Here is a 20,509-nt window from a genome sequence, read left to right on the forward strand (position 1 = left end):
ATCGCGGGAGTCGATGATGTACGCGTTAACCCACAGCCGGATTTTCACCGGCCATCAGATTCTGGACAATCACGCTGTCGTGATTGCCGATGGGCTGATCGAGCGAGTCTGCCCACTTGCCGAGCTCCCTCCTGGCATTGAACAACACGACCTGCACGGTGCGTTCCTCGCACCGGGGTTTATCGATCTCCAGTTGAACGGCTGCGGCGGCGTGCAGTTCAACGACTCGCTGGATACGATCTCCGTCAAAACATTGGAGATCATGCAGCAAGCAAACCAGCGTTCAGGCTGCACCAGCTTTTTACCTACGCTGATTACCTCCAGCGATGCGTTCATGAAGCACAGCATCGATGTGATGAGAGAGTGGCTGGCACAGAATAAACATCAGGCGCTGGGGCTGCATCTCGAAGGCCCGTGGCTGAACGTGATAAAGAAAGGTACACATGACCCCGCCTTTATTCGCCAGCCCACGCAAGCGCTCGTCGACTTTCTGTGCGCTAACGCAGACGCCATTACAAAAGTCACGCTGGCGCCAGAAGAAGTCGAACCGTCGGTTATCCGTCAGCTAACGGCCGCGGGTATTATCGTCTCTGCCGGGCACTCCAACGCGACCTGGGAACAGGCGAAGCAGGGCTTTGTCGCCGGTATTCGTTTCGCAACTCACCTGTTCAACGCCATGCCATATCTGACCGGCCGCGAACCCGGTTTAGTCGGCGCGATTTACGATGCTCCGGAAGTCTATTGCGGTATTATCGCGGATGGGCGACACGTTGACTGGGCCAATATTCGCAACAGTAAACGTATCAAGGGCGATAAGCTGGTGCTGGTTACCGACGCTACCGCACCGGCGGGGGCAGATATTGACCAATTCATTTTTGCTGGTAAAACCATATACTACCGTGATGGCATTTGTGTCGATGAGCACGGCACGCTGAGCGGTTCTGCACTGACCATGATCGAAGCCGTGCGTAATAGCGTCGAGCATGCGGGTATCGCACTAGATGAAGCCATTCGAATGGCGACGCTCTATCCCGCACGCGCCATCGGCGTCGATAAGCAGTTAGGCAGTATTGAAAGCGGTAAAGTGGCCAACCTGACCGCCTTTGACCGTGATTATCACATTCTCAAGACGTTTGTTAACGGTAACCCGGTTTGGGGATAAAGTGAAAAACGTCTTGGGGTAAAGCAGACATACGTGGGGTAAACCGAGCTAGGGTTACTCCACGTTGACGAAAACGACGCATTTATCTCTGCGTTTCTACCTAAAGAAGCGAGTAACTTTTTCATGACCACAGGCGGACAGGCGCAGATAGGGAATGTCGATCTGGTTAAGCAATTAAACAGCGCGGTGGTTTACCGCCTGATTGACCAGCAAGGCCCCATCTCACGCATTCAGATAGCAGAACAGAGCCAACTTGCGCCTGCCAGCGTCACAAAAATCACCCGTCAGCTTCTGGAACGCGGGCTCATCAAAGAAGTCGATCAGCAGGCTTCTACCGGCGGCAGACGCGCCATTTCTATTATCACCGAAAACCGCCCTTTCCATTCTATCGCCGTCCGCCTCGGTCGTTACGACGCGACCATTGCACTGTACGATTTACAGGGAAAAGCGCTGGAAGAAACGCATTACGACCTGCAAGAGAAAACGCAGGAAGCGCTGGAAGCCGCGCTTTTTCAGGCGATTGTCGGCTTTATCGCCAGCCACCAGCGCCGCATTCGCGAACTCATTGCAATCTCCGTTGTGCTGCCGGGGCTGGTTGATCCCGTCGCGGGCATTGTTCGCTATATGCCACACATCAGCGTGAATAACTGGAAACTGGTCGAAAATCTGCAACGCCAGTTCAACGTTACCAGCTTTGTCGGTCATGACATTCGCAGCCTGGCGTTGGCAGAACACTATTTCGGTGCCACCCACGACTCGCTGGATTCTATTCTGGTACGTGTCTATCGCGGTACGGGTGCGGGTATTCTCGTCAACGGGCAAATTTTTCTCGGCAGCAACGGCAACGTGGGCGAGATCGGCCATATTCAGATCGATCCACTCGGCGATCGCTGCCACTGCGGCAATTTCGGCTGTCTGGAAACCGTCGTGGCCAACGCCGCCATTGAACAGCGGGTGCAGCACCTGCTGCGTCAAGGTTACCCCAGCAAGCTTTCTACAGATAACGTAACGATTTCCGCCATTTGCAAAGCGGCAAATCGGGGAGATGCCCTCGCCCGCGAGGTGATCGAACAGGCAGGAATCAACCTCGGTAAAGCGCTTTCCATCGCAATCAACCTGTTCAATCCTCAGAAAGTTGTGATTGCTGGTGAAATTACCGAAGCAGAAAAAACGCTGCTTCCTGCAATTCAACGCTGTATCAACACGCAGGTGCTGAAAGAATTTCGTCATAACCTGCCGATTGAGACCTCCAGTCTCAACCATCTTTCCGCTATCAGCGCGTTTGCCTTGGTCAAACGGGCGATGCTAAATGGCGTGTTGCTACAACAATTGCTCGAAAATGCCTGATTCCCGTTCTGGCCGGATTATGTAATCACTAAAAATCCGGCCTTTCCCCTTCATGAATTTGAATAATTCACACCAAAAGACCGAATAAATTAACGAAACACCACATCAATGGCTTTTTTCATTAAATAATATTGAATTCCTATGGCGCTTTGATGCTAAATCAATGGCACTGAGTTCGAATCTGTCATTACTGGGAGTCATGTATGTGTTCTATTTTTGGTGTGCTTGATCTGAAAAGCGATCCTATTGAACTGCGTAAGAAAGCGTTGGAGTTGTCTCGTTTAATGCGTCACCGCGGGCCAGACTGGTCCGGCGTTTATGCCAGCGACAAAGCGATTCTGGCTCATGAACGTCTGTCTATCGTTGACGTCAACACGGGCGCACAGCCGCTTTACAACGCTGAGCGCACCCACATTCTGGCCGTTAACGGTGAAATTTATAACCATCAGGCATTGCGTCAGCAATACGGTGACCGTTACGCATTCCAGACTGGTTCCGACTGCGAAGTCATTCTGGCGTTGTATCAGGAAAAAGGCCCTGAATTCCTGGATGAACTGCGCGGCATGTTCGCCTTTGCGCTGTACGACAGTGAAAAAGACGCCTACCTGATTGGCCGTGACCACCTCGGCATCATCCCGCTGTATATGGGTTACGATGAGCACGGTAACTTCTACGTCGCTTCTGAAATGAAAGCGCTGGTGCCGGTGTGCCGCACCATCAAAGAATTCCCGGCGGGCAGCTACCTGTGGAGCAAAGACGGCGAAATCCGCGAATATTACCAGCGCGACTGGTTTGACTACGATGCCGTAAAAGACAACGAAACAGATAAAGAAGCGTTGCGTGATGCGCTGGAAGAAGCAGTGAAAAGCCACCTGATGTCTGACGTGCCCTACGGCGTGTTGCTCTCCGGCGGCCTGGATTCTTCCGTTATCTCCGCAATCACCAAGAAATACGCCGCACGTCGCGTAGAAGACAACGAGCGCAGCGAAGCCTGGTGGCCTCAGTTGCACTCCTTCGCCGTCGGTTTAGAAGGCGCGCCAGATTTGAAAGCGGCGCAGGAAGTGGCTGACCATCTGGGCACCGTGCACCACGAAATTCATTTCACCGTGCAGGAAGGGCTGGATGCAATTCGCGACGTGATTTATCACATCGAAACTTATGACGTCACCACAATTCGTGCCTCAACACCGATGTACTTGATGTCGCGTAAAATCAAGGCAATGGGCATCAAGATGGTGCTGTCTGGCGAAGGTTCTGACGAAGTATTTGGCGGTTACCTCTATTTCCACAAAGCGCCAAACGCCAAAGAGCTGCATGAAGAAACCGTGCGTAAGCTGCTGGCTCTGCACCAGTATGACTGCGCCCGCGCCAACAAAGCGATGTCTGCCTGGGGTGTGGAAGCTCGCGTGCCGTTCCTGGACAAGAACTTCCTCGATGTTGCCATGCGCATCAACCCACGCGACAAAATGTGCGGCAACGGCAAAATGGAAAAACACATCCTGCGTGAGTGCTTTGAATCCTATCTGCCGCACAGCGTTGCATGGCGCCAGAAAGAGCAGTTCTCTGACGGCGTAGGCTACAGCTGGATCGACACGTTGAAAGAAGTCGCGGCTCAGCAGGTTACCGATCAGCAGTTGGAAACGGCACGCTTCCGCTTTCCGTACAACACGCCAGGATCCAAAGAAGCGTATCTGTACCGTGAAATCTTTGAAGAGCTGTTCCCGGTTCCCAGCGCCGCAGAATGCGTGCCAGGTGGTCCGTCAGTCGCCTGTTCATCAGCTAAAGCAATTGAGTGGGATGAATCTTTCAAAAAACTGGACGATCCATCAGGCCGCGCGGTTGGCGTACACCAGTCAGCCTACAAATAATTCGATTTAATTTTTTCAGTCAACGGGCCTTTCATGGCCCGTTTTTGTACGCTTAATTGACTGGGAATGCGTGCTTTTTGGCGTTTTTCTCACCATACTGTTCACAACCCAAACAAACGATACATTGAGGGCACTTTTCGGGAAAAAACTAGTTGACGCAATTAGGCCAACTACGCATAATGCGCCCCGCAACGCCGATGAAGGTGACGCGGAAAGGATGGCTACGTAGCTCAGCTGGTTAGAGCACAGCACTCATAATGCTGGGGTCACAGGTTCGATTCCCGTCGTAGCCACCATCTTTTTGCGGGAGTGGCGAAATTGGTAGACGCACCAGATTTAGGTTCTGGCGCCGCAAGGTGTGCGAGTTCAAGTCTCGCCTCCCGCACCATTATCTTCTCGGTCTGACATCGCTTTTCGAAGCTTGTTAGTGTTTTGTAGTGATTGGGGTATCGCCAAGCGGTAAGGCACCGGTTTTTGATACCGGCATTCCCTGGTTCGAATCCAGGTACCCCAGCCATTTCAAGACTTATGCTGAAAAAATTCGTTGTCCTGTTGGGGTATCGCCAAGCGGTAAGGCACTGGTTTTTGATACCAGCATTCCCTGGTTCGAATCCAGGTACCCCAGCCATCTACTTGATGTAGAAGATGTTGTTGAAGTAAAGTAACATTAGCAGTACATTTGGCTACGTAGCTCAGCTGGTTAGAGCACAGCACTCATAATGCTGGGGTCACAGGTTCGATTCCCGTCGTAGCCACCATATTTTTGGGGTATCGCCAAGCGGTAAGGCACCGGATTCTGATTCCGGCATTCCGAGGTTCGAATCCTCGTACCCCAGCCAAATAAAGCTGGTAAAACAGCAAAGAAACGGGGCGACAGTCGAAAGACGTCGCCCCGTTTTGTTATGCATGGTATTCAGATGATCATGGTATTAACATGATCTGTTATTAACATAGTCTGGTGCTAACATATCCACACCAATCATTCGATTTTCCTAAAAGGGCGGGCATGAAGGTTTTATCGACATCCTCTGTTATTCATGGTTTCAGCCACGTTATGCTGCAACAGCCGAATGGCATCGGCCAATCACAATGGTCTGTCATACGTGCACAATTAACCAAGCTGCTACTCAGCGTCGCATTACTCTTCTGCTTCATCACCCCAACTTATGCTGCCAGCGTTCCTTCTTTCAAGATGTCATCGCAAACGTTCGCTGATCGGATGAATGCCAATCTGACGAAACTCAATATTCCTCTCAAATTGACCATTAATATGGAAAAAGGAACGTCCGTCGATGACTTTCAGCACATTTTTAATGAGCACGTCGGCCTAATTGGGTCGGTAGAGAGTAAAAGCCAGCAGCTTAATGGACTCGTGATACTCAACGCCGCGTCAGAATCCCCTGAAGCAACAAGACAGAATCTGCAAATCGTCACTGCTGCGTTTTCTGCGCTATTGGGTGAAAACACGTCATCAGGTGAAAATAATCTCGAAAGCCCTGAGGTGACCGAGATGATGTTCGGCCTGCTTCAGGATAGCCAGACCTCAGGGAAAGGCATGCGTCAGCTAGGAAAGGTTCGCTTTACCGCAACAACCAATGAGGACACCGATATTATCTTCACCGCAGAGCCAGTGCTGTAGCGAGCGGCGTCCTCATTATTCATCAGACGCCAATGGCATACTTCAATGCGCGCTGTTTTAACACGCCAGCGCGCTGTGCCACCATCAACGCCATATTGCGGGCAAAGCTCAGCGGCGGTAGCGAGTTACTGAACGCGTTATAGAAAAGGTCCATCCCGCTTTGCATCATCAGGTTATCCGGCATACGGCGGCACTGATAGCGGCGTAACACACGCTCAGAAGCCCATTCTTCTCCTGCATTACGTGCGTTGATGAGCACATCCAGCAGTGCCTCGACGTCACGATATCCCAGATTAACCCCCTGCCCCGCCAGCGGATTGATGGTATGCGCGGCATCCCCCAGCAGCACCAAACCGGGCTTGATATAGGTTTGCGCATGACGCCTGACCAGCGGGAATGATCCGGCGGAGAATGCCTTGACCGAGCCCAATCTCTCAGGAAACGCGGCCGCAATTTCTTTATCCAACTGTGTAAGCGGCATCGCCTGAAGCTGACGAATACGCAGCGGGCTGTCATACCACACCAGCGATCCCCATTGGTCAAACAGCGGCAAAAATGCACGCGGGCCACTCGGTGTGAACTGCTGCCAGGTCACATCCTGCTGGGGTTGCGAAGTCTCAACACCAATCAACATACAAGACTGACGATACTGCCAGCCGCTGATGCCAATCCCCGCCCACTGGCGAACCTGAGAGTTCGCGCCATCGGCACCAATCACCAGCGAAGCCGTCAGCTGTTGCCCATCGGCAAGCTGTAAACACCAGCCCTCATCGGTGCGCTGCAGGTTCTGCGGCGTGGCCGGGCAGTAACATTGGCAACGTTCCTCTTCCTGCAAACTTTCCCAGAGTGCCAATTGCAGCACGCGGTTTTCCACCATAAAACCCAACTCAGGCAGGTGAATGTCAGCAGCATCGAAAACGACTCTGGCATTCGCCCATTCCCAGGTTTCCAGTCGGCGATAAGGCGCGCTGCGCATCTGCTGCACCCGCTGCCATGCGCCCAGTGCTTTCAACAGCGCAACCGACGCGTAGCCAATCGCCGAGATCCGTAAATCTGGCGGGCTGACGGCATCAAACGGCGTCGGCATGTCCTGCTCAATCACCGCGACCTGAAATCCTTGCTGTGCCAGCCCAAGCGCCGCAGCCGCGCCGACCATGCCACCGCCAACTACAATCGCATCGTAATGCATATTGGCTTTATCCTCTCTGGTTCCGGTGTACTCACGCCGGTAAAAGTGCATAAAAGTAGTGTACTGGATTTGCGAGTGATTTTTCAGAAAAGCCGCATTTTTATAGAAAGTAAGGGGTTATCAAATCAGCGCAGTTTCCGGTGCTGGTCACAACGTCAGCGAACGATTACAATACCGCCCCGAATACCCCCTAAATAATTCGGGTTACAGGAAGGCGGCGACGCAACGAATCCCCAAGAGCTTACATAAGTAAGTGACTGGGGTGAGTGAAGAAAGCCAACACACCTGTAACTTGAAGTATGACGGGCGAGGGGAATCTTTCTTATCCGCACTGAGTAATGGCAAGTCGATGACAAAAAAACTGCTTATTAAAACCTGGGGCTGTCAGATGAATGAGTACGATTCATCGAAGATGGCTGATTTACTGGGAAGTACGCACGGCTATGAGCTGACTGAAATCGCTGAAGAAGCCGATGTCCTGCTGCTCAATACCTGCTCGATCCGTGAAAAGGCGCAGGAGAAGGTCTTCCATCAACTTGGCCGCTGGAAAACGCTGAAAGATCTCAATCCGAATTTGATCATTGGCGTCGGCGGCTGTGTGGCATCACAGGAAGGCGCGCATATTCGCGAACGTGCGCACTATGTTGACGTTATCTTTGGCCCGCAAACCTTGCACCGCCTGCCGGAAATGATTAACCACGTTCAGGGCACCCGTAGCCCTATCGTTGATATCAGTTTCCCAGAAATCGAAAAATTTGACCGTCTGCCAGAACCGCGCGCCGAAGGGCCAACGGCATTCGTCTCGATCATGGAAGGCTGCAATAAATATTGCACATTCTGCGTTGTGCCTTATACCCGAGGCGAAGAAGTTAGCCGCCCATGCGATGATGTGTTGTTTGAAATCGCTCAATTGGCCGCGCAAGGCGTGCGTGAAGTCAACCTTCTGGGACAAAACGTTAACGCCTACCGCGGCGAAACCTATGACGGTGAAATCTGCTCCTTTGCCGAACTGCTGCGTCTGGTCGCCGCCATCGACGGTATCGACCGCATCCGCTTTACCACCAGCCATCCCATTGAATTCACAGACGATATCATCAGCGTCTATGAAGACACGCCGGAACTGGTCAGCTTCCTGCATTTGCCAGTACAAAGCGGCTCTGATCGCGTGCTGACGATGATGAAACGCCGCCATACCGCGCTGGAATACAAAGCGATCATCCGCAAGCTACACAACGCGCGTCCGGGTATTCTGATCAGTTCTGACTTTATCGTCGGTTTCCCAGGCGAAACGCAGGCTGACTTTGAACAAACGATGAAGCTGATTGCCGATGTAAATTTCGATATGAGCTACAGCTTTGTCTATTCCGCCCGTCCGGGAACTCCAGCAGCGGATATGGTTGATGACGTGCCGGAAGAAGAGAAAAAGCAGCGTTTGTACCTTCTGCAAGAACGTATCACCCAGCAGGCGATGCGCTTTAGTCGCCTTATGTTGGGCACCGTCCAGCGTATTCTGGTAGAAGGCACCTCGCGTAAGAACGTGATGGAACTGTCTGGCCGTACGGAAAACAACCGCGTCGTTAACTTCGAAGGCACGCCGGATATGATCGGTAAATTCGTCGATGTGGAAATCATTGATGTTTATACCAACTCGCTGCGCGGCATCGTAGTACGTACCGAAGATCAAATGGATCTGCGCGTACATGAATCACCGTCTTCCGTGATTGCACGTACCCGCAAAGAGAATGAGATCGGCGTCGGGTTCTACCAACCGTAATCGACGGTCATCAACGTCTTAGCATGATGATGGGTGGCTTTGCCACCCATTTTTTATGACCGACATCCTTGCGGACAAGCTTTACAGCGTTAAAAACGCGCCGGCGTTTTCTTGCGACAGATCCTCTTCATCATCTGTTTCAATTTCATGGCGCTTACATTTGCTTTTGCGAGGCGGCATCCCAATATCATTATTGTGACTTGCACCATCAGGCATTCACGATGAATAATTCATTCATAGGGCGGACACATCAGGCCACCTAACAACTGTTCATTTTGTGCGGGAAGAATAGCGCCAGCACAGCAACGCTCAAGAGGAATAATTTGAACGTAACGACAAAAGAGATTGCCCTTGAACCCGTAGATAACCAACGCCTGCTCAGCCTTTGCGGTCCATTTGATGACAATATTAAGCAGTTAGAGCGTCGTTTAGGCATCGAGATCAATCGACGGGATAATCAGTTTAAACTGGTCGGCAAACACCTGCTGACGCAAGCTGCCTCTGATATTCTGCAACGTCTGTATGTCGATACCGCCCCGGTACGTGGCGTCATTGGTGATATCGATCCTGAGCAAATTCACCTTGCGATTAAAGAATCCCGCGTGCTGGAGCAGTCTGCGGAACACGTTCCTGACCATGGCAAAGTGGTCAATATCCGCACCAAGCGCGGCGTAATCAAGCCTCGTACGCCAAATCAGGCGCAGTATGTCGCCAATATCCTCGATCACGACATCACATTCGGCGTTGGTCCGGCAGGCACGGGGAAAACCTACTTAGCCGTCGCTGCCGCCGTGGATGCATTGGAACGTCAGGATATTCGCCGTATCCTGCTAACGCGCCCCGCGGTCGAAGCCGGTGAGAAACTGGGCTTCTTGCCTGGCGATCTAAGCCAGAAAGTCGATCCCTACCTGCGTCCACTTTATGATGCCCTGTTTGAAATGCTGGGCTTTGAGCGTGTCGAGAAGCTCATCGAACGTAACGTCATTGAAGTCGCGCCACTGGCTTACATGCGTGGCCGAACGCTGAACGATGCTTTTATCATCCTCGATGAAAGCCAGAACACCACCATCGAACAGATGAAAATGTTCCTGACGCGTATCGGGTTCAACTCAAAAGCCGTCATCACCGGTGACGTCACGCAGATCGATCTGCCGAAGAATTTGAAATCCGGCTTACGCCACGCCATTGAAGTGCTGGCCGATGTGGAAGAGATCAGCTTTAACTTTTTCCACAGCGAAGACGTGGTGCGCCATCCTGTGGTCGCGCGGATTGTGAATGCCTATGAAGCGTGGGAAAATGCCGAGCAGAAACGTAAAGACGCCTTAGCAGAGCAGCGTAAGCGCGAAGCGCAGGCTGCGGCATCAGATCAGGAGCAAAAATGAGTCAGGTGATTCTCGATTTACAAATCGCCAGCGAGCAAGCACAGGGGCTACCGGAAGAGAAAGACTTTCAGCGTTGGCTGGAAGGCGTTCTGCCACAGTTTCAGGAAGTCTCTGAAGTCACCATCCGTATCGTGGATGAGGCTGAAAGCCGCGACCTGAATAACACCTATCGCGGGAAAGACAAGCCGACCAACGTGCTGTCGTTCCCTTTTGAGGCTCCGCCTGAGGTCGAACTTCCTCTGCTTGGCGATTTAATCATCTGCCGTCAGGTTGTCGAGCAAGAAGCCGTAGAGCAGGAAAAAACCGTAGAAGAGCACTGGGCGCATATGGTTGTCCATGGTAGCCTGCATCTGCTAGGGTATGACCATATCGAAGACAGCGAAGCCGAAGAAATGGAAGCGCTGGAAACCGAGATTATGCAAAGTATGGGCTATGCCGATCCTTACCTTGCAGAAAAAGATGGTCTCACCGAATAAATAGAAATACATTTTATCCAGCCCGGTATCGGGAAGATGTCGGGCATTTATATCTTCACACATCAGCGACTGTGCCGCTTCCAGTTGCTGGCAATAATCCTTTAACACGAGTGATGTTAATTAAAACGCATGAGCGACGACCATTCTCAAAACAGCGATGCACCCAGTCCCAAAAAGGGCTTCTTTTCTCTTATTCTTAATCAGCTTTTTCACGGCGAGCCAAAAGATCGTAACGGTTTACTCACTCTGATTCGTGATTCCGAACAGAATGATCTGATCGATCCTGAAACACGCGATATGCTCGAAGGCGTCATGGATATCGCCGACCAGCGTGTACGCGACATCATGATCCCTCGCTCGCAGATGATTACGCTCAAGCGCGATCAAACGCTGGAAGAGTGTCTGGACGTGATTATCGAATCCGCCCATTCCCGTTTCCCCGTTATTAGCGAAGATAAAGACCACATTGAAGGCATCCTGATGGCCAAGGATTTGCTGCCGTTTATGCGCAGTGATTCCGAGCCTTTCAGTATGGATAAAGTTCTGCGTTCCGCTGTTGTGGTGCCGGAAAGTAAACGCGTTGATAGAATGCTGAACGAATTCCGCTCGCTGCGCTATCACATGGCGATTGTCATCGATGAATTTGGTGGCGTCTCCGGCCTGGTCACGATTGAAGATATTCTTGAGCTGATTGTCGGTGAAATTGAAGACGAATACGATGATGAAGAAGACAGAGATATTCGTCAGCTTAATCGCCAGACCTACACCGTGCGTGCGTTAACCGATATCGAAGATTTCAATGAGGCTTTCGGTACACGGTTCAGCGATGACGAAGTCGACACCATTGGCGGCTTGGTTATGCAGTCTTTTGGGCACCTCCCTGCCCGAGGCGAAACCATCGACATAGAAGGTTACCTGTTTAAGGTTGCGATGGCGGACAGCCGCCGTATTATTCAGGTTCATGTCAGAATCCCTGACGATGCCCCTCAACCAAAATTGGAAGAATAATTTGGCAACGGTTGTCGCTTCTTTTCTACAACGCCAGCAGGTCAAAGCCCTGCTGGCGCTCTTATTTGGTGCCTGTGGCACACTGGCATTTTCTCCCTTTGATTTCTGGCCCGCGGCGATTATCTCGCTGATGGGCCTACAGGCGCTGACACTAAACCGTACTAGCCGCCAGTCAGCCTGGATAGGCTTTTGCTGGGGGTTCGGCCTATTTGGCAACGGTATTAACTGGGTTTACGTCAGTATCGCGCAATTTGGTGGGATGCCGGGCCCTGTAAACATTGCACTGGTCATCCTGCTCGCGGCCTATTTATCGCTCTATCCGCTACTGTTTGCTGCCCTGCTCTCACGCCTCAGTCCGAAGACAACGCTGTGGCGTCTGGCACTGGCCGCCCCCGTGCTTTGGCAATTAACCGAATTTTTACGCGGCTGGGTGCTGACGGGCTTTCCGTGGCTGCAATTCGGCTACAGCCAAATTGACGGACCGCTAAAAGGTATTGCCCCCATTTTGGGCATCGACACCATTACCTTCCTGTTGATGAGCCTCAGCGGGCTGCTCGTTTATGCCATCAATCAACGTAACGTCGCCCCGGCAGCCATTGCTATCGGTGTTTTCGTTTTATCCTGGCCGCTGCGCAACGTGCAGTGGTACACCTCTCAACCTGAACGCGCCGTCAATGTCGCACTGGTACAGGGTAATATCCCTCAGGCCGTGAAATGGGAACAGGATGAGCTGCTGAACACGCTGCGGCTCTATCTGGATAACAGCCTGCCCTACATGGAAAAAGCGCCTATCGTGATCTGGCCGGAAACCGCTATTCCTGATATTGAAAGCCGTCAGGGGGCTTATCTGAAGCAGATTGACGATATTCTGCGCAGCCGCAATAGCAGCCTGATTACGGGTATTGTCGATATCCGACGTGAGGGTAACAAAACCGATTTTTACAACTCCGTTATCGTTTTGGGCGATAAAGAACCGTATCACTACCCGACAACGAACCGTTACAACAAAAACCATCTGGTGCCTTTTGGCGAGTTTGTCCCGCTGGAAACGCTGTTACGCCCGCTGGCACCGTTCTTCGATCTCCCGATGTCGTCGTTCAGTCGGGGAGACTACGTTCAGCCTCAGCTTTCAGTTCATGGCTTTAAATTTAATGCCGCCATTTGTTATGAGATAATTTTAGGCCAACAGCTGCGGGATAACTTCCTGCCAGACACCGATATGTTGCTGACTATCTCGAACGATGCCTGGTTTGGTCATTCGATCGGGCCGTGGCAGCATTTTCAGATGGCACGCATGCGTGCGCTGGAATTAGGGCGTCCTCTGGTTCGTAGTACCAACAACGGTGTCACCGCGGTGATCGCGCCAGATGGCAATGTCAGCGCCAGTCTGCCACAGTTTACCCGTGCGGTACTGGATACACAGGTTGTGCCAGCAACCGGACTCACGCCTTATGCACGCTTCGGTTCCTGGCCACTCTGGATCATTACGCTTCTTGGCGGCCTCGTTATCGTTTTCTCCGGTTTGCGTCGCCGATAACCACTCCCTTCTCGCTTCCCTAAGGGCATGCTTTTGCATGCCTTTTTTATTTATGGCACGGTATTTGCCTGCTATTACCCTGTAAAAGGTTGTTTCTGTATTTTTTTGGATATTGCGTCGGCTTCAGGCCCTCTATTGGAGCAAGTGACGCACCAAATTGGTGCCACACACTGACATTGCAGCTATTTGGTGCGGCGGATATCGCAAAAAACAAACATTTCCATTTCAATCTATTTACAATCAGCTACTTTTTAACTGTAGAGACAGTAACTTCGCGCTTTAACGGTGCAGCGTTATCACAGAGAAGTCGCAAAGCGTTATGAGTGATGCAGCGATACGCTGTTTAACGTGAAGACGAAGATAACTTGCACATTAACCATACGGTTATTCATGACAGCGCTATAACTATTGCACTGCAACGACAGCAAAGGAGTTAGAACATGCAAATGCGTAAACTGGCATTATCACTGCTTCTGCTTGGCACTGCCGCCAGCGTAGCTCAGGCTGAAGACCTGACCGGTACCCTGAAGAAGGTCAAAGATAATGGCGTGATCGTCATTGGACACCGTGAGTCGTCCGTGCCTTTTTCTTACTATGACAACACGCAAAAAGTGGTCGGTTACTCTCAGGCCTACTCTGACAAAATTGTCGAAGCGGTTAAGAAAAAACTGGATGCGCCTAACCTGCAGGTCAAGCTACTCCCTATCACTTCTCAGAACCGTATCCCTCTGTTGCAGAACGGTACATTCGATTTTGAATGTGGTTCAACGACCAATAACCTGGAACGCCAGAAACAAGCCGCATTCTCCAACACCATTTTCGTGGTCGGTACGCGCCTGTTAACCAAAAAAGACTCCGGCATAAAAGACTTCCCGGATCTGGCGGGTAAAACGGTTGTCGTCACCTCCGGTACCACCTCTGAAGTTCTGCTGAATAAGCTGAATGAAGAAAAACAGATGAAAATGCGCATCATCAGCGCGAAAGACCACGGTGACTCCTTCCGTACGCTGGAAAGCGGCCGTGCTGTGGCCTTTATGATGGATGATGCTCTGCTGGCTGGCGAACGTGCGAAAGCGAAAAGTGCCGATCAGTGGGACATCGTCGGCAAAGCGCAGTCGGAAGAAGCCTACGGCTGTATGCTGCGTAAAGACGACCCGCAATTCAAGAAACTGGTTGATGACACCATCGCTGAAGTTCAGACCTCAGGTGAAGCTGAAAAATGGTTCGATCGCTGGTTTAAACAGCCTATTCCACCAAAAGATCTTAACCTGAACTTTGAACTGTCAGATGAAATGAAGGCCTTGTTCAAAGCGCCAAATGACAAAGCGCTAAACTAATTAATAATGAGAATAAGGGCAGAGTCACCTGCCCTCTGATTGCTGATTCGTGGCAGGACAGACAGGCATGTGATGGTCGTTCCCCATCACATGTTGCCCCAAGAAATTTCGATAAACAGGAAAACAAACAATACGCCTGTAGTTTGAAACAGAACGGGGATATGGCCGCTCATCAATCTTCAGGGTAGCTTCGCTACCCTTTTTTTACCGGAGTTCGTTATGTCTATAGATTGGAACTGGGGCATATTTCTACAAGCCGCCCCTTTCGGCAACACAACCTACCTCGGGTGGATTTTGTCCGGTCTGCAAGTCACCGTCACATTGTCTATCTGCGCCTGGATTATCGCCTTTATCGTTGGCTCTTTATTTGGCATCTTACGTACCGTCCCGAACCGTTTTATTGCGGGCATTGGTACCTGCTACGTCGAGCTATTTCGTAACGTTCCGCTGATTGTCCAGTTCTTTACCTGGTATCTGGTCGTTCCCGAACTGCTTCCTGCCAGCATCGGCATGTGGTTTAAAGCCGAGCTAGACCCAAATATTCAGTTCTTCCTGTCATCAATGATTTGTCTGGGGCTCTTCACCGCAGCGCGCGTTTGTGAGCAGGTGCGTGCGGGGATTCAATCGCTACCGCGCGGGCAAAAAGCCGCTGGGCTGGCAATGGGCCTGACGCTGCCACAAACTTATCGCTATGTATTACTGCCGAATGCATACCGCGTGATTGTTCCACCGTTGACGTCGGAAATGCTGAACCTGGTCAAAAACTCAGCCATCGCTTCTACGATTGGTCTGGTGGATATGGCCGCACAGGCGGGGAAACTATTGGACTATTCCGCCCACGCGTATGAATCCTTCACAGCCATCACGCTGGCGTACGTTGGCATCAATGCCATCATTATGTTGATTATGCAGGTCGTTGAGCGAAAAACCCGTTTGCCGGGCAATATGGGGAGCAAATAAATCATGTATGAATTTGACTGGAGCTCAATTGGGCCAAGCATGCCGTACCTGATCCAGGGAATGGTCGTTACACTCAAAATTACGCTGACGGCGGTGGTATTCGGGATTGTGTGGGGCACGATTCTGGCGGTCATGCGTCTGTCGCCGATCAAGCCCATCAGTTGGTTCGCCAAACTGTATGTGAACCTGTTCCGCTCCGTCCCACTTGTTATGGTGCTGCTATGGTTCTATCTGGTGGTTCCTAGCTTATTACAAAATGTGCTTGGGCTATCGCCGAAAACCGATATTCGACTGATTTCAGCTATGGTAGCCTTCTCGCTGTTCGAGGCAGCCTATTATTCTGAAATTATTCGAGCAGGCATCCTCAGCATATCGCGCGGCCAATCCTCCGCAGCGCTCGCCTTAGGCATGACGCAGTGGCAATCCATGAAGCTGGTTATTCTGCCACAGGCATTCCGCGCCATGGTGCCATTGCTGCTGACACAAGGGATTGTCCTGTTTCAGGATACGTCGTTGGTGTACGTGCTCAGCCTCGCAGATTTCTTCCGTACCGCCTCAACGATCGGTGAGCGTGATGGAACACAAGTTGAAATGATCCTGTTTGCCGGGTTCATTTATTTTATCTTCAGCATTTCAGCCTCAATGCTGGTCAGTTACCTGAAAAAAAGGACGGTTTGATGATTTCCCTGAAAAATGTTTCTAAATGGTACGGCCAATTTCAGGTGCTAGCCGACTGCTCCACAGAAGTAAAAAAAGGCGAAGTCGTGGTCGTCTGTGGGCCTTCAGGCTCCGGCAAATCAACCCTGATCAAAACCGTAAATGGCCTGGAACCGATCCAACAAGGTGAAATTACCGTCAACGGGACTGCCGTTAACGATAAAAAAACCAATCTGGCTCAGCTACGTTCCAAAGTCGGGATGGTGTTCCAGCACTTTGAACTGTTCCCGCATCTGTCGATTATCGAGAACCTAACGCTCGCGCAGGTAAAAGTGCTGAAACGTAAGCGTGAAGATGCTAAAGCCAAAGCGCAGAAGCTGTTGGAACGCGTTGGGCTGGCGGCACACGCTAACAAATATCCGGGGCAACTTTCCGGTGGTCAGCAGCAGCGTGTCGCCATCGCCCGCGCGCTGTGCATGGATCCTATCGCGATGCTATTTGATGAGCCGACATCCGCGCTTGACCCAGAGATGATCAACGAAGTCTTGGACGTTATGGTTGAATTGGCGCAGGAAGGCATGACCATGATGGTCGTCACCCATGAAATGGGCTTTGCCCGTAAAGTGGCGCACCGCGTGATCTTTATGGATGAGGGAAAAATCGTTGAAGACACCCGCAAGGATGATTTCTTCAATAACCCACAGTCCGAACGCGCTAAAGACTTCCTGGCGAAAATCCTGCATTAATACTAGTCGAAGCGTGCCGCAAGGCACGCTTTGTCTCTCTAGAAAGCCCTACGGTTGAAACGGCTGGCGATGGAACAAGTCATGCGAGCATTTCGGACAGAGTGGCAAAACCTCCGGTGTGTAGAATGCAATATGGTGATGGCAGTTCTCACACACCAAATTGCCTAACCCCACCACTTCACCGCTGTGGTACACCCCGTGATGATTCACATCTTTAAAAATCTCACGCCACTCCAACTGGGTTTTATCCGTAATATCCGCGAGTTCCTGCCACAGGCTTTCCTTGATGACTCGCATAAAAACGCTGTCGGTAAACTCATCCTGACTTTCGTTATAGCTGCGGGCAAACTCTTCGAGATCGCGCTGAACAGCCTGAATCACCTGTTCTATTTCTTTCTGCGTCAGCTCCGAACCTTCCTGCAAGGTTTTGCGAGCGCTCTGCACCAGACTATCGAGATCGCGCTCACCGTTGTTCAGCCGGGCTGTCACTGAAGCCATTAACTCGCGGTAGTAGCGGGCTAGTTTATTCATGCTTCCTCCTGAATAAGCGGGTTGAAGGGCGATAAAGCACGACTATTCGCCGTCTGGCACACTAGGCCAAAAACCGATACGTTGCCTATCTCTCTCTATTTTAGATTATTTTTTCCGCTCACCTGAGGAAATTGTTACCAATTTGCGCAATTCCTCGCAGTCTGTCGCTCACAAATCATAAATATTCCTCAGTCGGGCGCTGGGTGTTGTTGCACGCGCCGCTTACGGCTATGCTATGCGGATCTTTTGTTATGAATCAGAACAGGCTACTCACACGTAGCGATTCTTCACTAAACAGGACCCCTGGCAGCCATGCAAGAGCAATACCGCCCAGAAGAGATAGAAGCGGACGTCCAGCTTCACTGGCAAGAGAAGCAGACATTTAAAGTCACCGAACAGCCCGGCAAGGAAAAATACTATTGCCTTTCCATGCTGCCTTACCCTTCTGGCCGACTACATATGGGCCACGTCCGTAACTACACCATCGGCGACGTGATCTCCCGTTATCAGCGCATGCTGGGTAAAAACGTTCTGCAACCGATCGGTTGGGATGCCTTTGGTCTGCCAGCAGAAGGGGCTGCGGTCAAAAACAACACCGCGCCAGCGCCCTGGACTTACGCCAACATCGACTACATGAAAAACCAGCTCAAACTGCTGGGCTTTGGCTATGACTGGGATCGCGAAGTCGCGACCTGTAAACCAGACTACTACCGCTGGGAACAATGGTTCTTCACCAAGCTGTACGAGAAAGGTCTGGTTTATAAAAAAACCTCCGCCGTTAACTGGTGCCCGAACGACCAGACTGTACTGGCGAACGAGCAGGTTATCGATGGCTGCTGCTGGCGCTGCGACACCAAGGTTGAGCGCAAAGAGATTCCACAGTGGTTTATCAAAATCACCGCTTACGCAGACCAATTGCTGAACGATCTGGATACGCTGGAAAGCTGGCCTGAGCAGGTCAAAACCATGCAGCGTAACTGGATTGGCCGTTCTGAAGGGGTGGAAATCACCTTTGACGTGGCGGACAGCAACGAGAAGTTGACCGTTTACACCACGCGCCCGGATACGTTCATGGGCGTGACCTACGTCGCTGTTGCCGCGGGTCACCCTCTTGCCGCACAAGCAGCTGCTACGAACCCGGCGCTGACCGATTTCATTGCAGAATGCCGTAATACCAAAGTCGCCGAAGCCGATATGGCGACGATGGAGAAAAAAGGCATGGCGACCGGCCTGTATGCTATTCACCCGCTGAACGGCGAGAAAGTCGCTATCTGGGTCGCCAACTTCGTCCTGATGGAATACGGCACAGGTGCGGTGATGGCCGTTCCGGGTCACGACCAACGCGACTGGGAATTTGCCACCAAATACGATCTGTCCATCAAGCCGGTGATTCTGAACGCCGATGGCAGCGAGCCCGATCTGTCCGCCGAAGCGATGACGGAAAAAGGCCGTCTGTTCAACTCTGGTGAATTTGATGGTCTGGATTTCGACGCCGCTTTCAATGCCATTGCCGACAAACTGGTAGCAAAAGGCATTGGCGAGCGCAAAGTCAACTATCGCCTACGCGACTGGGGTGTCTCCCGTCAGCGTTACTGGGGCGCGCCAATTCCAATGGTGACGCTGGAAGACGGTACCGTCATCCCGACGCCAGAAGATCAGCTGCCGGTGATCCTGCCGGAAGATGTCATGATGGATGGTATCACCAGCCCACTGAAATCCAACCCGGAATGGGCGAAGACGACCGTTAACGGTCAGCCTGCGCTGCGTGAAACCGATACGTTCGACACCTTTATGGAATCGTCCTGGTACTACGCACGCTACACCTGCCCGCAGTACGATCTGGGAATGCTGGATCCGGCCGCCGCCAACTACTGGCTGCCCGTTGACCAATATGTTGGCGGTATCGAACACGCCATCATGCACCTGATGTATTTCCGCTTCTTCCACAAGCTGATGCGCGACGCGGGTCTGGTAACGTCTGACGAACCCGCCAAGCGCCTGCTGTGTCAGGGCATGGTGCTGGCCGATGCCTTCTATTATCTGGGCAATAACGGCGAGCGCGTCTGGGTTTCACCTATCGACGTCACCGTTGAGCGTGATGACAAAGGGCGTATCGTCAAAGCCGTAGATAACGAAGGCCGCGACGTGATCTACGCGGGCATGAGTAAAATGTCGAAGTCTAAAAATAACGGCATCGACCCACAGGTCATGGTAGAGAAATACGGTGCAGATACCGTGCGTCTGTTCATGATGTTTGCGTCTCCGGCGGAAATGACGCTGGAATGGCAGGAATCCGGTGTAGAAGGTGCGAATCGCTTCCTGAAACGCGTCTGGAGACAAGCCTTTGAGCACACCGAGAAAGGTGCGGTAACGGCGCTGGATGTCGCGACACTGAATGAAGATCAGAAATCACTGCGCCGCGATCTGCATAAAACGATCGCGAAAGTGACCGATGATATTGGCCGCCGTCAGACCTTCAACACCGCGATCGCCGCCATCATGGAACTGATGAACAAACTGGCGAAAGCGCCGCAGGACAGCGATCAGGATCGCGCGCTGACGCAGGAAACGCTGCTGGCCGTTGTTCGTATGCTCTATCCGTTCACGCCGCACGTCTGCTTCACACTGTGGCAGGCGCTGCAAGGCGAAGGCGACATCGATACCGCGCCGTGGCCGGTTGCAGATGAGAGCGCAATGGTTGAAGATTCCAAGCTGGTCGTTGTGCAGGTTAACGGTAAAGTTCGTGGTAAAATTACCGTTGCCGCTGACGCGAGCGAAGAACAGGTTCGCGAACGCGCTGCTCAGGAACCCCTGGTCGCGAAATATCTGGACGGCGTCACGGTTCGTAAAGTGATTTATGTCCCTGGCAAACTGCTTAACCTGGTTGTGGGTTAAG

The 20,509-nt window shown here is 51.8% G+C and carries 16 protein-coding genes and 6 tRNA genes; 20 read left to right on the top strand and 2 right to left on the bottom strand.

Annotation, left to right across the window (positions count from 1 at the left end; all coding sequences use genetic code 11):
• Positions 1-16 precede the first annotated feature (16 nt).
• The 10 genes from nagA (at position 17) to O1Q74_RS14045 (ending at position 6,016) form a co-directional block, all read left to right on the top strand.
• On the top strand, positions 17-1,162 hold the full coding sequence (gene nagA, locus O1Q74_RS14000) for an N-acetylglucosamine-6-phosphate deacetylase (RefSeq protein ID WP_271873928.1): 1,146 nt from the start codon (positions 17-19) through the stop codon (positions 1,160-1,162).
• Between the two features lie 123 nt (positions 1,163-1,285).
• Positions 1,286-2,509 (top strand): DNA-binding transcriptional regulator NagC, encoded by a 1,224-nt coding sequence (gene nagC, locus O1Q74_RS14005; RefSeq protein WP_271873930.1) that lies wholly within the window; start codon positions 1,286-1,288, stop codon positions 2,507-2,509.
• 203 nt (positions 2,510-2,712) lie between these two features.
• Positions 2,713-4,377, top strand: a complete 1,665-nt coding sequence (gene asnB / locus O1Q74_RS14010) for an asparagine synthase B (RefSeq protein ID WP_271873932.1) — start codon at positions 2,713-2,715, stop codon at positions 4,375-4,377.
• 219 nt (positions 4,378-4,596) lie between these two features.
• A tRNA-Met gene (locus O1Q74_RS14015) sits at positions 4,597-4,673 on the top strand.
• A 7-nt stretch (positions 4,674-4,680) separates the two neighbouring features.
• Positions 4,681-4,765, top strand: a tRNA-Leu gene (locus O1Q74_RS14020).
• Positions 4,766-4,819: 54 nt separating this feature from the next.
• Positions 4,820-4,894: transfer RNA gene (locus O1Q74_RS14025), tRNA-Gln, on the top strand.
• A 36-nt stretch (positions 4,895-4,930) separates the two neighbouring features.
• Positions 4,931-5,005 (top strand) — tRNA-Gln (locus tag O1Q74_RS14030).
• A gap of 53 nt (positions 5,006-5,058) precedes the next feature.
• A tRNA-Met gene (locus O1Q74_RS14035) sits at positions 5,059-5,135 on the top strand.
• 6 nt (positions 5,136-5,141) lie between these two features.
• Positions 5,142-5,216, top strand: a tRNA-Gln gene (locus O1Q74_RS14040).
• Positions 5,217-5,383: 167 nt separating this feature from the next.
• Entirely contained in the window at positions 5,384-6,016 is a 633-nt protein-coding gene (locus O1Q74_RS14045) for a hypothetical protein (RefSeq protein ID WP_271873934.1), read from the top strand.
• 22 nt (positions 6,017-6,038) lie between these two features.
• Here the strand turns inward: O1Q74_RS14045 and ubiF are convergent, their stop codons facing one another.
• Positions 6,039-7,205, bottom strand: coding sequence for a 3-demethoxyubiquinol 3-hydroxylase (gene ubiF / locus O1Q74_RS14050; RefSeq protein WP_271873937.1), 1,167 nt, complete (start codon positions 7,203-7,205; stop codon positions 6,039-6,041).
• A 349-nt stretch (positions 7,206-7,554) separates the two neighbouring features.
• On the opposite strand from ubiF, the gene miaB reads away from it, so the two are divergent.
• From miaB to O1Q74_RS14095, 9 genes are all read left to right on the top strand, one after another.
• Positions 7,555-8,979, top strand: coding sequence for a tRNA (N6-isopentenyl adenosine(37)-C2)-methylthiotransferase MiaB (gene miaB / locus O1Q74_RS14055; protein ID WP_271873938.1), 1,425 nt, complete (start codon positions 7,555-7,557; stop codon positions 8,977-8,979).
• A 323-nt stretch (positions 8,980-9,302) separates the two neighbouring features.
• A complete protein-coding gene (locus O1Q74_RS14060) occupies positions 9,303-10,361 on the top strand; it encodes a PhoH family protein (RefSeq protein ID WP_271873939.1) in 1,059 nt (352 codons plus the stop codon).
• Positions 10,358-10,837 carry an rRNA maturation RNase YbeY gene (gene ybeY, locus O1Q74_RS14065; protein ID WP_271873942.1) on the top strand — a complete coding sequence of 160 codons (480 nt, stop codon included), beginning with the start codon at positions 10,358-10,360 and terminating at the stop codon, positions 10,835-10,837. Before O1Q74_RS14060 ends, ybeY begins: the two co-directional genes overlap by 4 nt.
• A 129-nt stretch (positions 10,838-10,966) precedes the next feature.
• Entirely contained in the window at positions 10,967-11,845 is an 879-nt protein-coding gene (corC, locus tag O1Q74_RS14070) for a CNNM family magnesium/cobalt transport protein CorC (protein ID WP_015839475.1), read from the top strand.
• Position 11,846: 1 nt separating this feature from the next.
• Positions 11,847-13,382, top strand: coding sequence for an apolipoprotein N-acyltransferase (gene lnt / locus O1Q74_RS14075; RefSeq protein WP_334311366.1), 1,536 nt, complete (start codon positions 11,847-11,849; stop codon positions 13,380-13,382).
• 440 nt (positions 13,383-13,822) lie between these two features.
• Positions 13,823-14,719, top strand: coding sequence for an amino acid ABC transporter substrate-binding protein (locus tag O1Q74_RS14080; RefSeq protein WP_271873948.1), 897 nt, complete (start codon positions 13,823-13,825; stop codon positions 14,717-14,719).
• 219 nt (positions 14,720-14,938) lie between these two features.
• Positions 14,939-15,679, top strand: coding sequence for an amino acid ABC transporter permease (locus O1Q74_RS14085; RefSeq protein ID WP_271873950.1), 741 nt, complete (start codon positions 14,939-14,941; stop codon positions 15,677-15,679).
• A 3-nt stretch (positions 15,680-15,682) separates the two neighbouring features.
• A complete protein-coding gene (gltK, locus tag O1Q74_RS14090; protein WP_180778357.1) occupies positions 15,683-16,357 on the top strand; it encodes a glutamate/aspartate ABC transporter permease GltK in 675 nt (224 codons plus the stop codon).
• Positions 16,357-17,082, top strand: coding sequence for an amino acid ABC transporter ATP-binding protein (locus O1Q74_RS14095; RefSeq protein WP_225087321.1), 726 nt, complete (start codon positions 16,357-16,359; stop codon positions 17,080-17,082). Before gltK ends, O1Q74_RS14095 begins: the two co-directional genes overlap by 1 nt.
• Positions 17,083-17,130: 48 nt before the next feature.
• Here O1Q74_RS14095 and O1Q74_RS14100 read toward each other — a convergent pair whose 3' ends face one another.
• Entirely contained in the window at positions 17,131-17,613 is a 483-nt protein-coding gene (locus O1Q74_RS14100; RefSeq protein WP_014914629.1) for a zinc ribbon-containing protein, read from the bottom strand.
• A gap of 312 nt (positions 17,614-17,925) precedes the next feature.
• On the opposite strand from O1Q74_RS14100, the gene leuS reads away from it, so the two are divergent.
• Positions 17,926-20,508 carry a leucine--tRNA ligase gene (gene leuS, locus O1Q74_RS14105; protein ID WP_271873958.1) on the top strand — a complete coding sequence of 861 codons (2,583 nt, stop codon included), beginning with the start codon at positions 17,926-17,928 and terminating at the stop codon, positions 20,506-20,508.
• The last annotated feature ends 1 nt before the right edge of the window (position 20,509 follow it).

It is taken from the genome of Pectobacterium sp. A5351 (assembly GCF_028335745.1).
Taxonomy (GTDB): Bacteria; Pseudomonadota; Gammaproteobacteria; order Enterobacterales; family Enterobacteriaceae; genus Pectobacterium.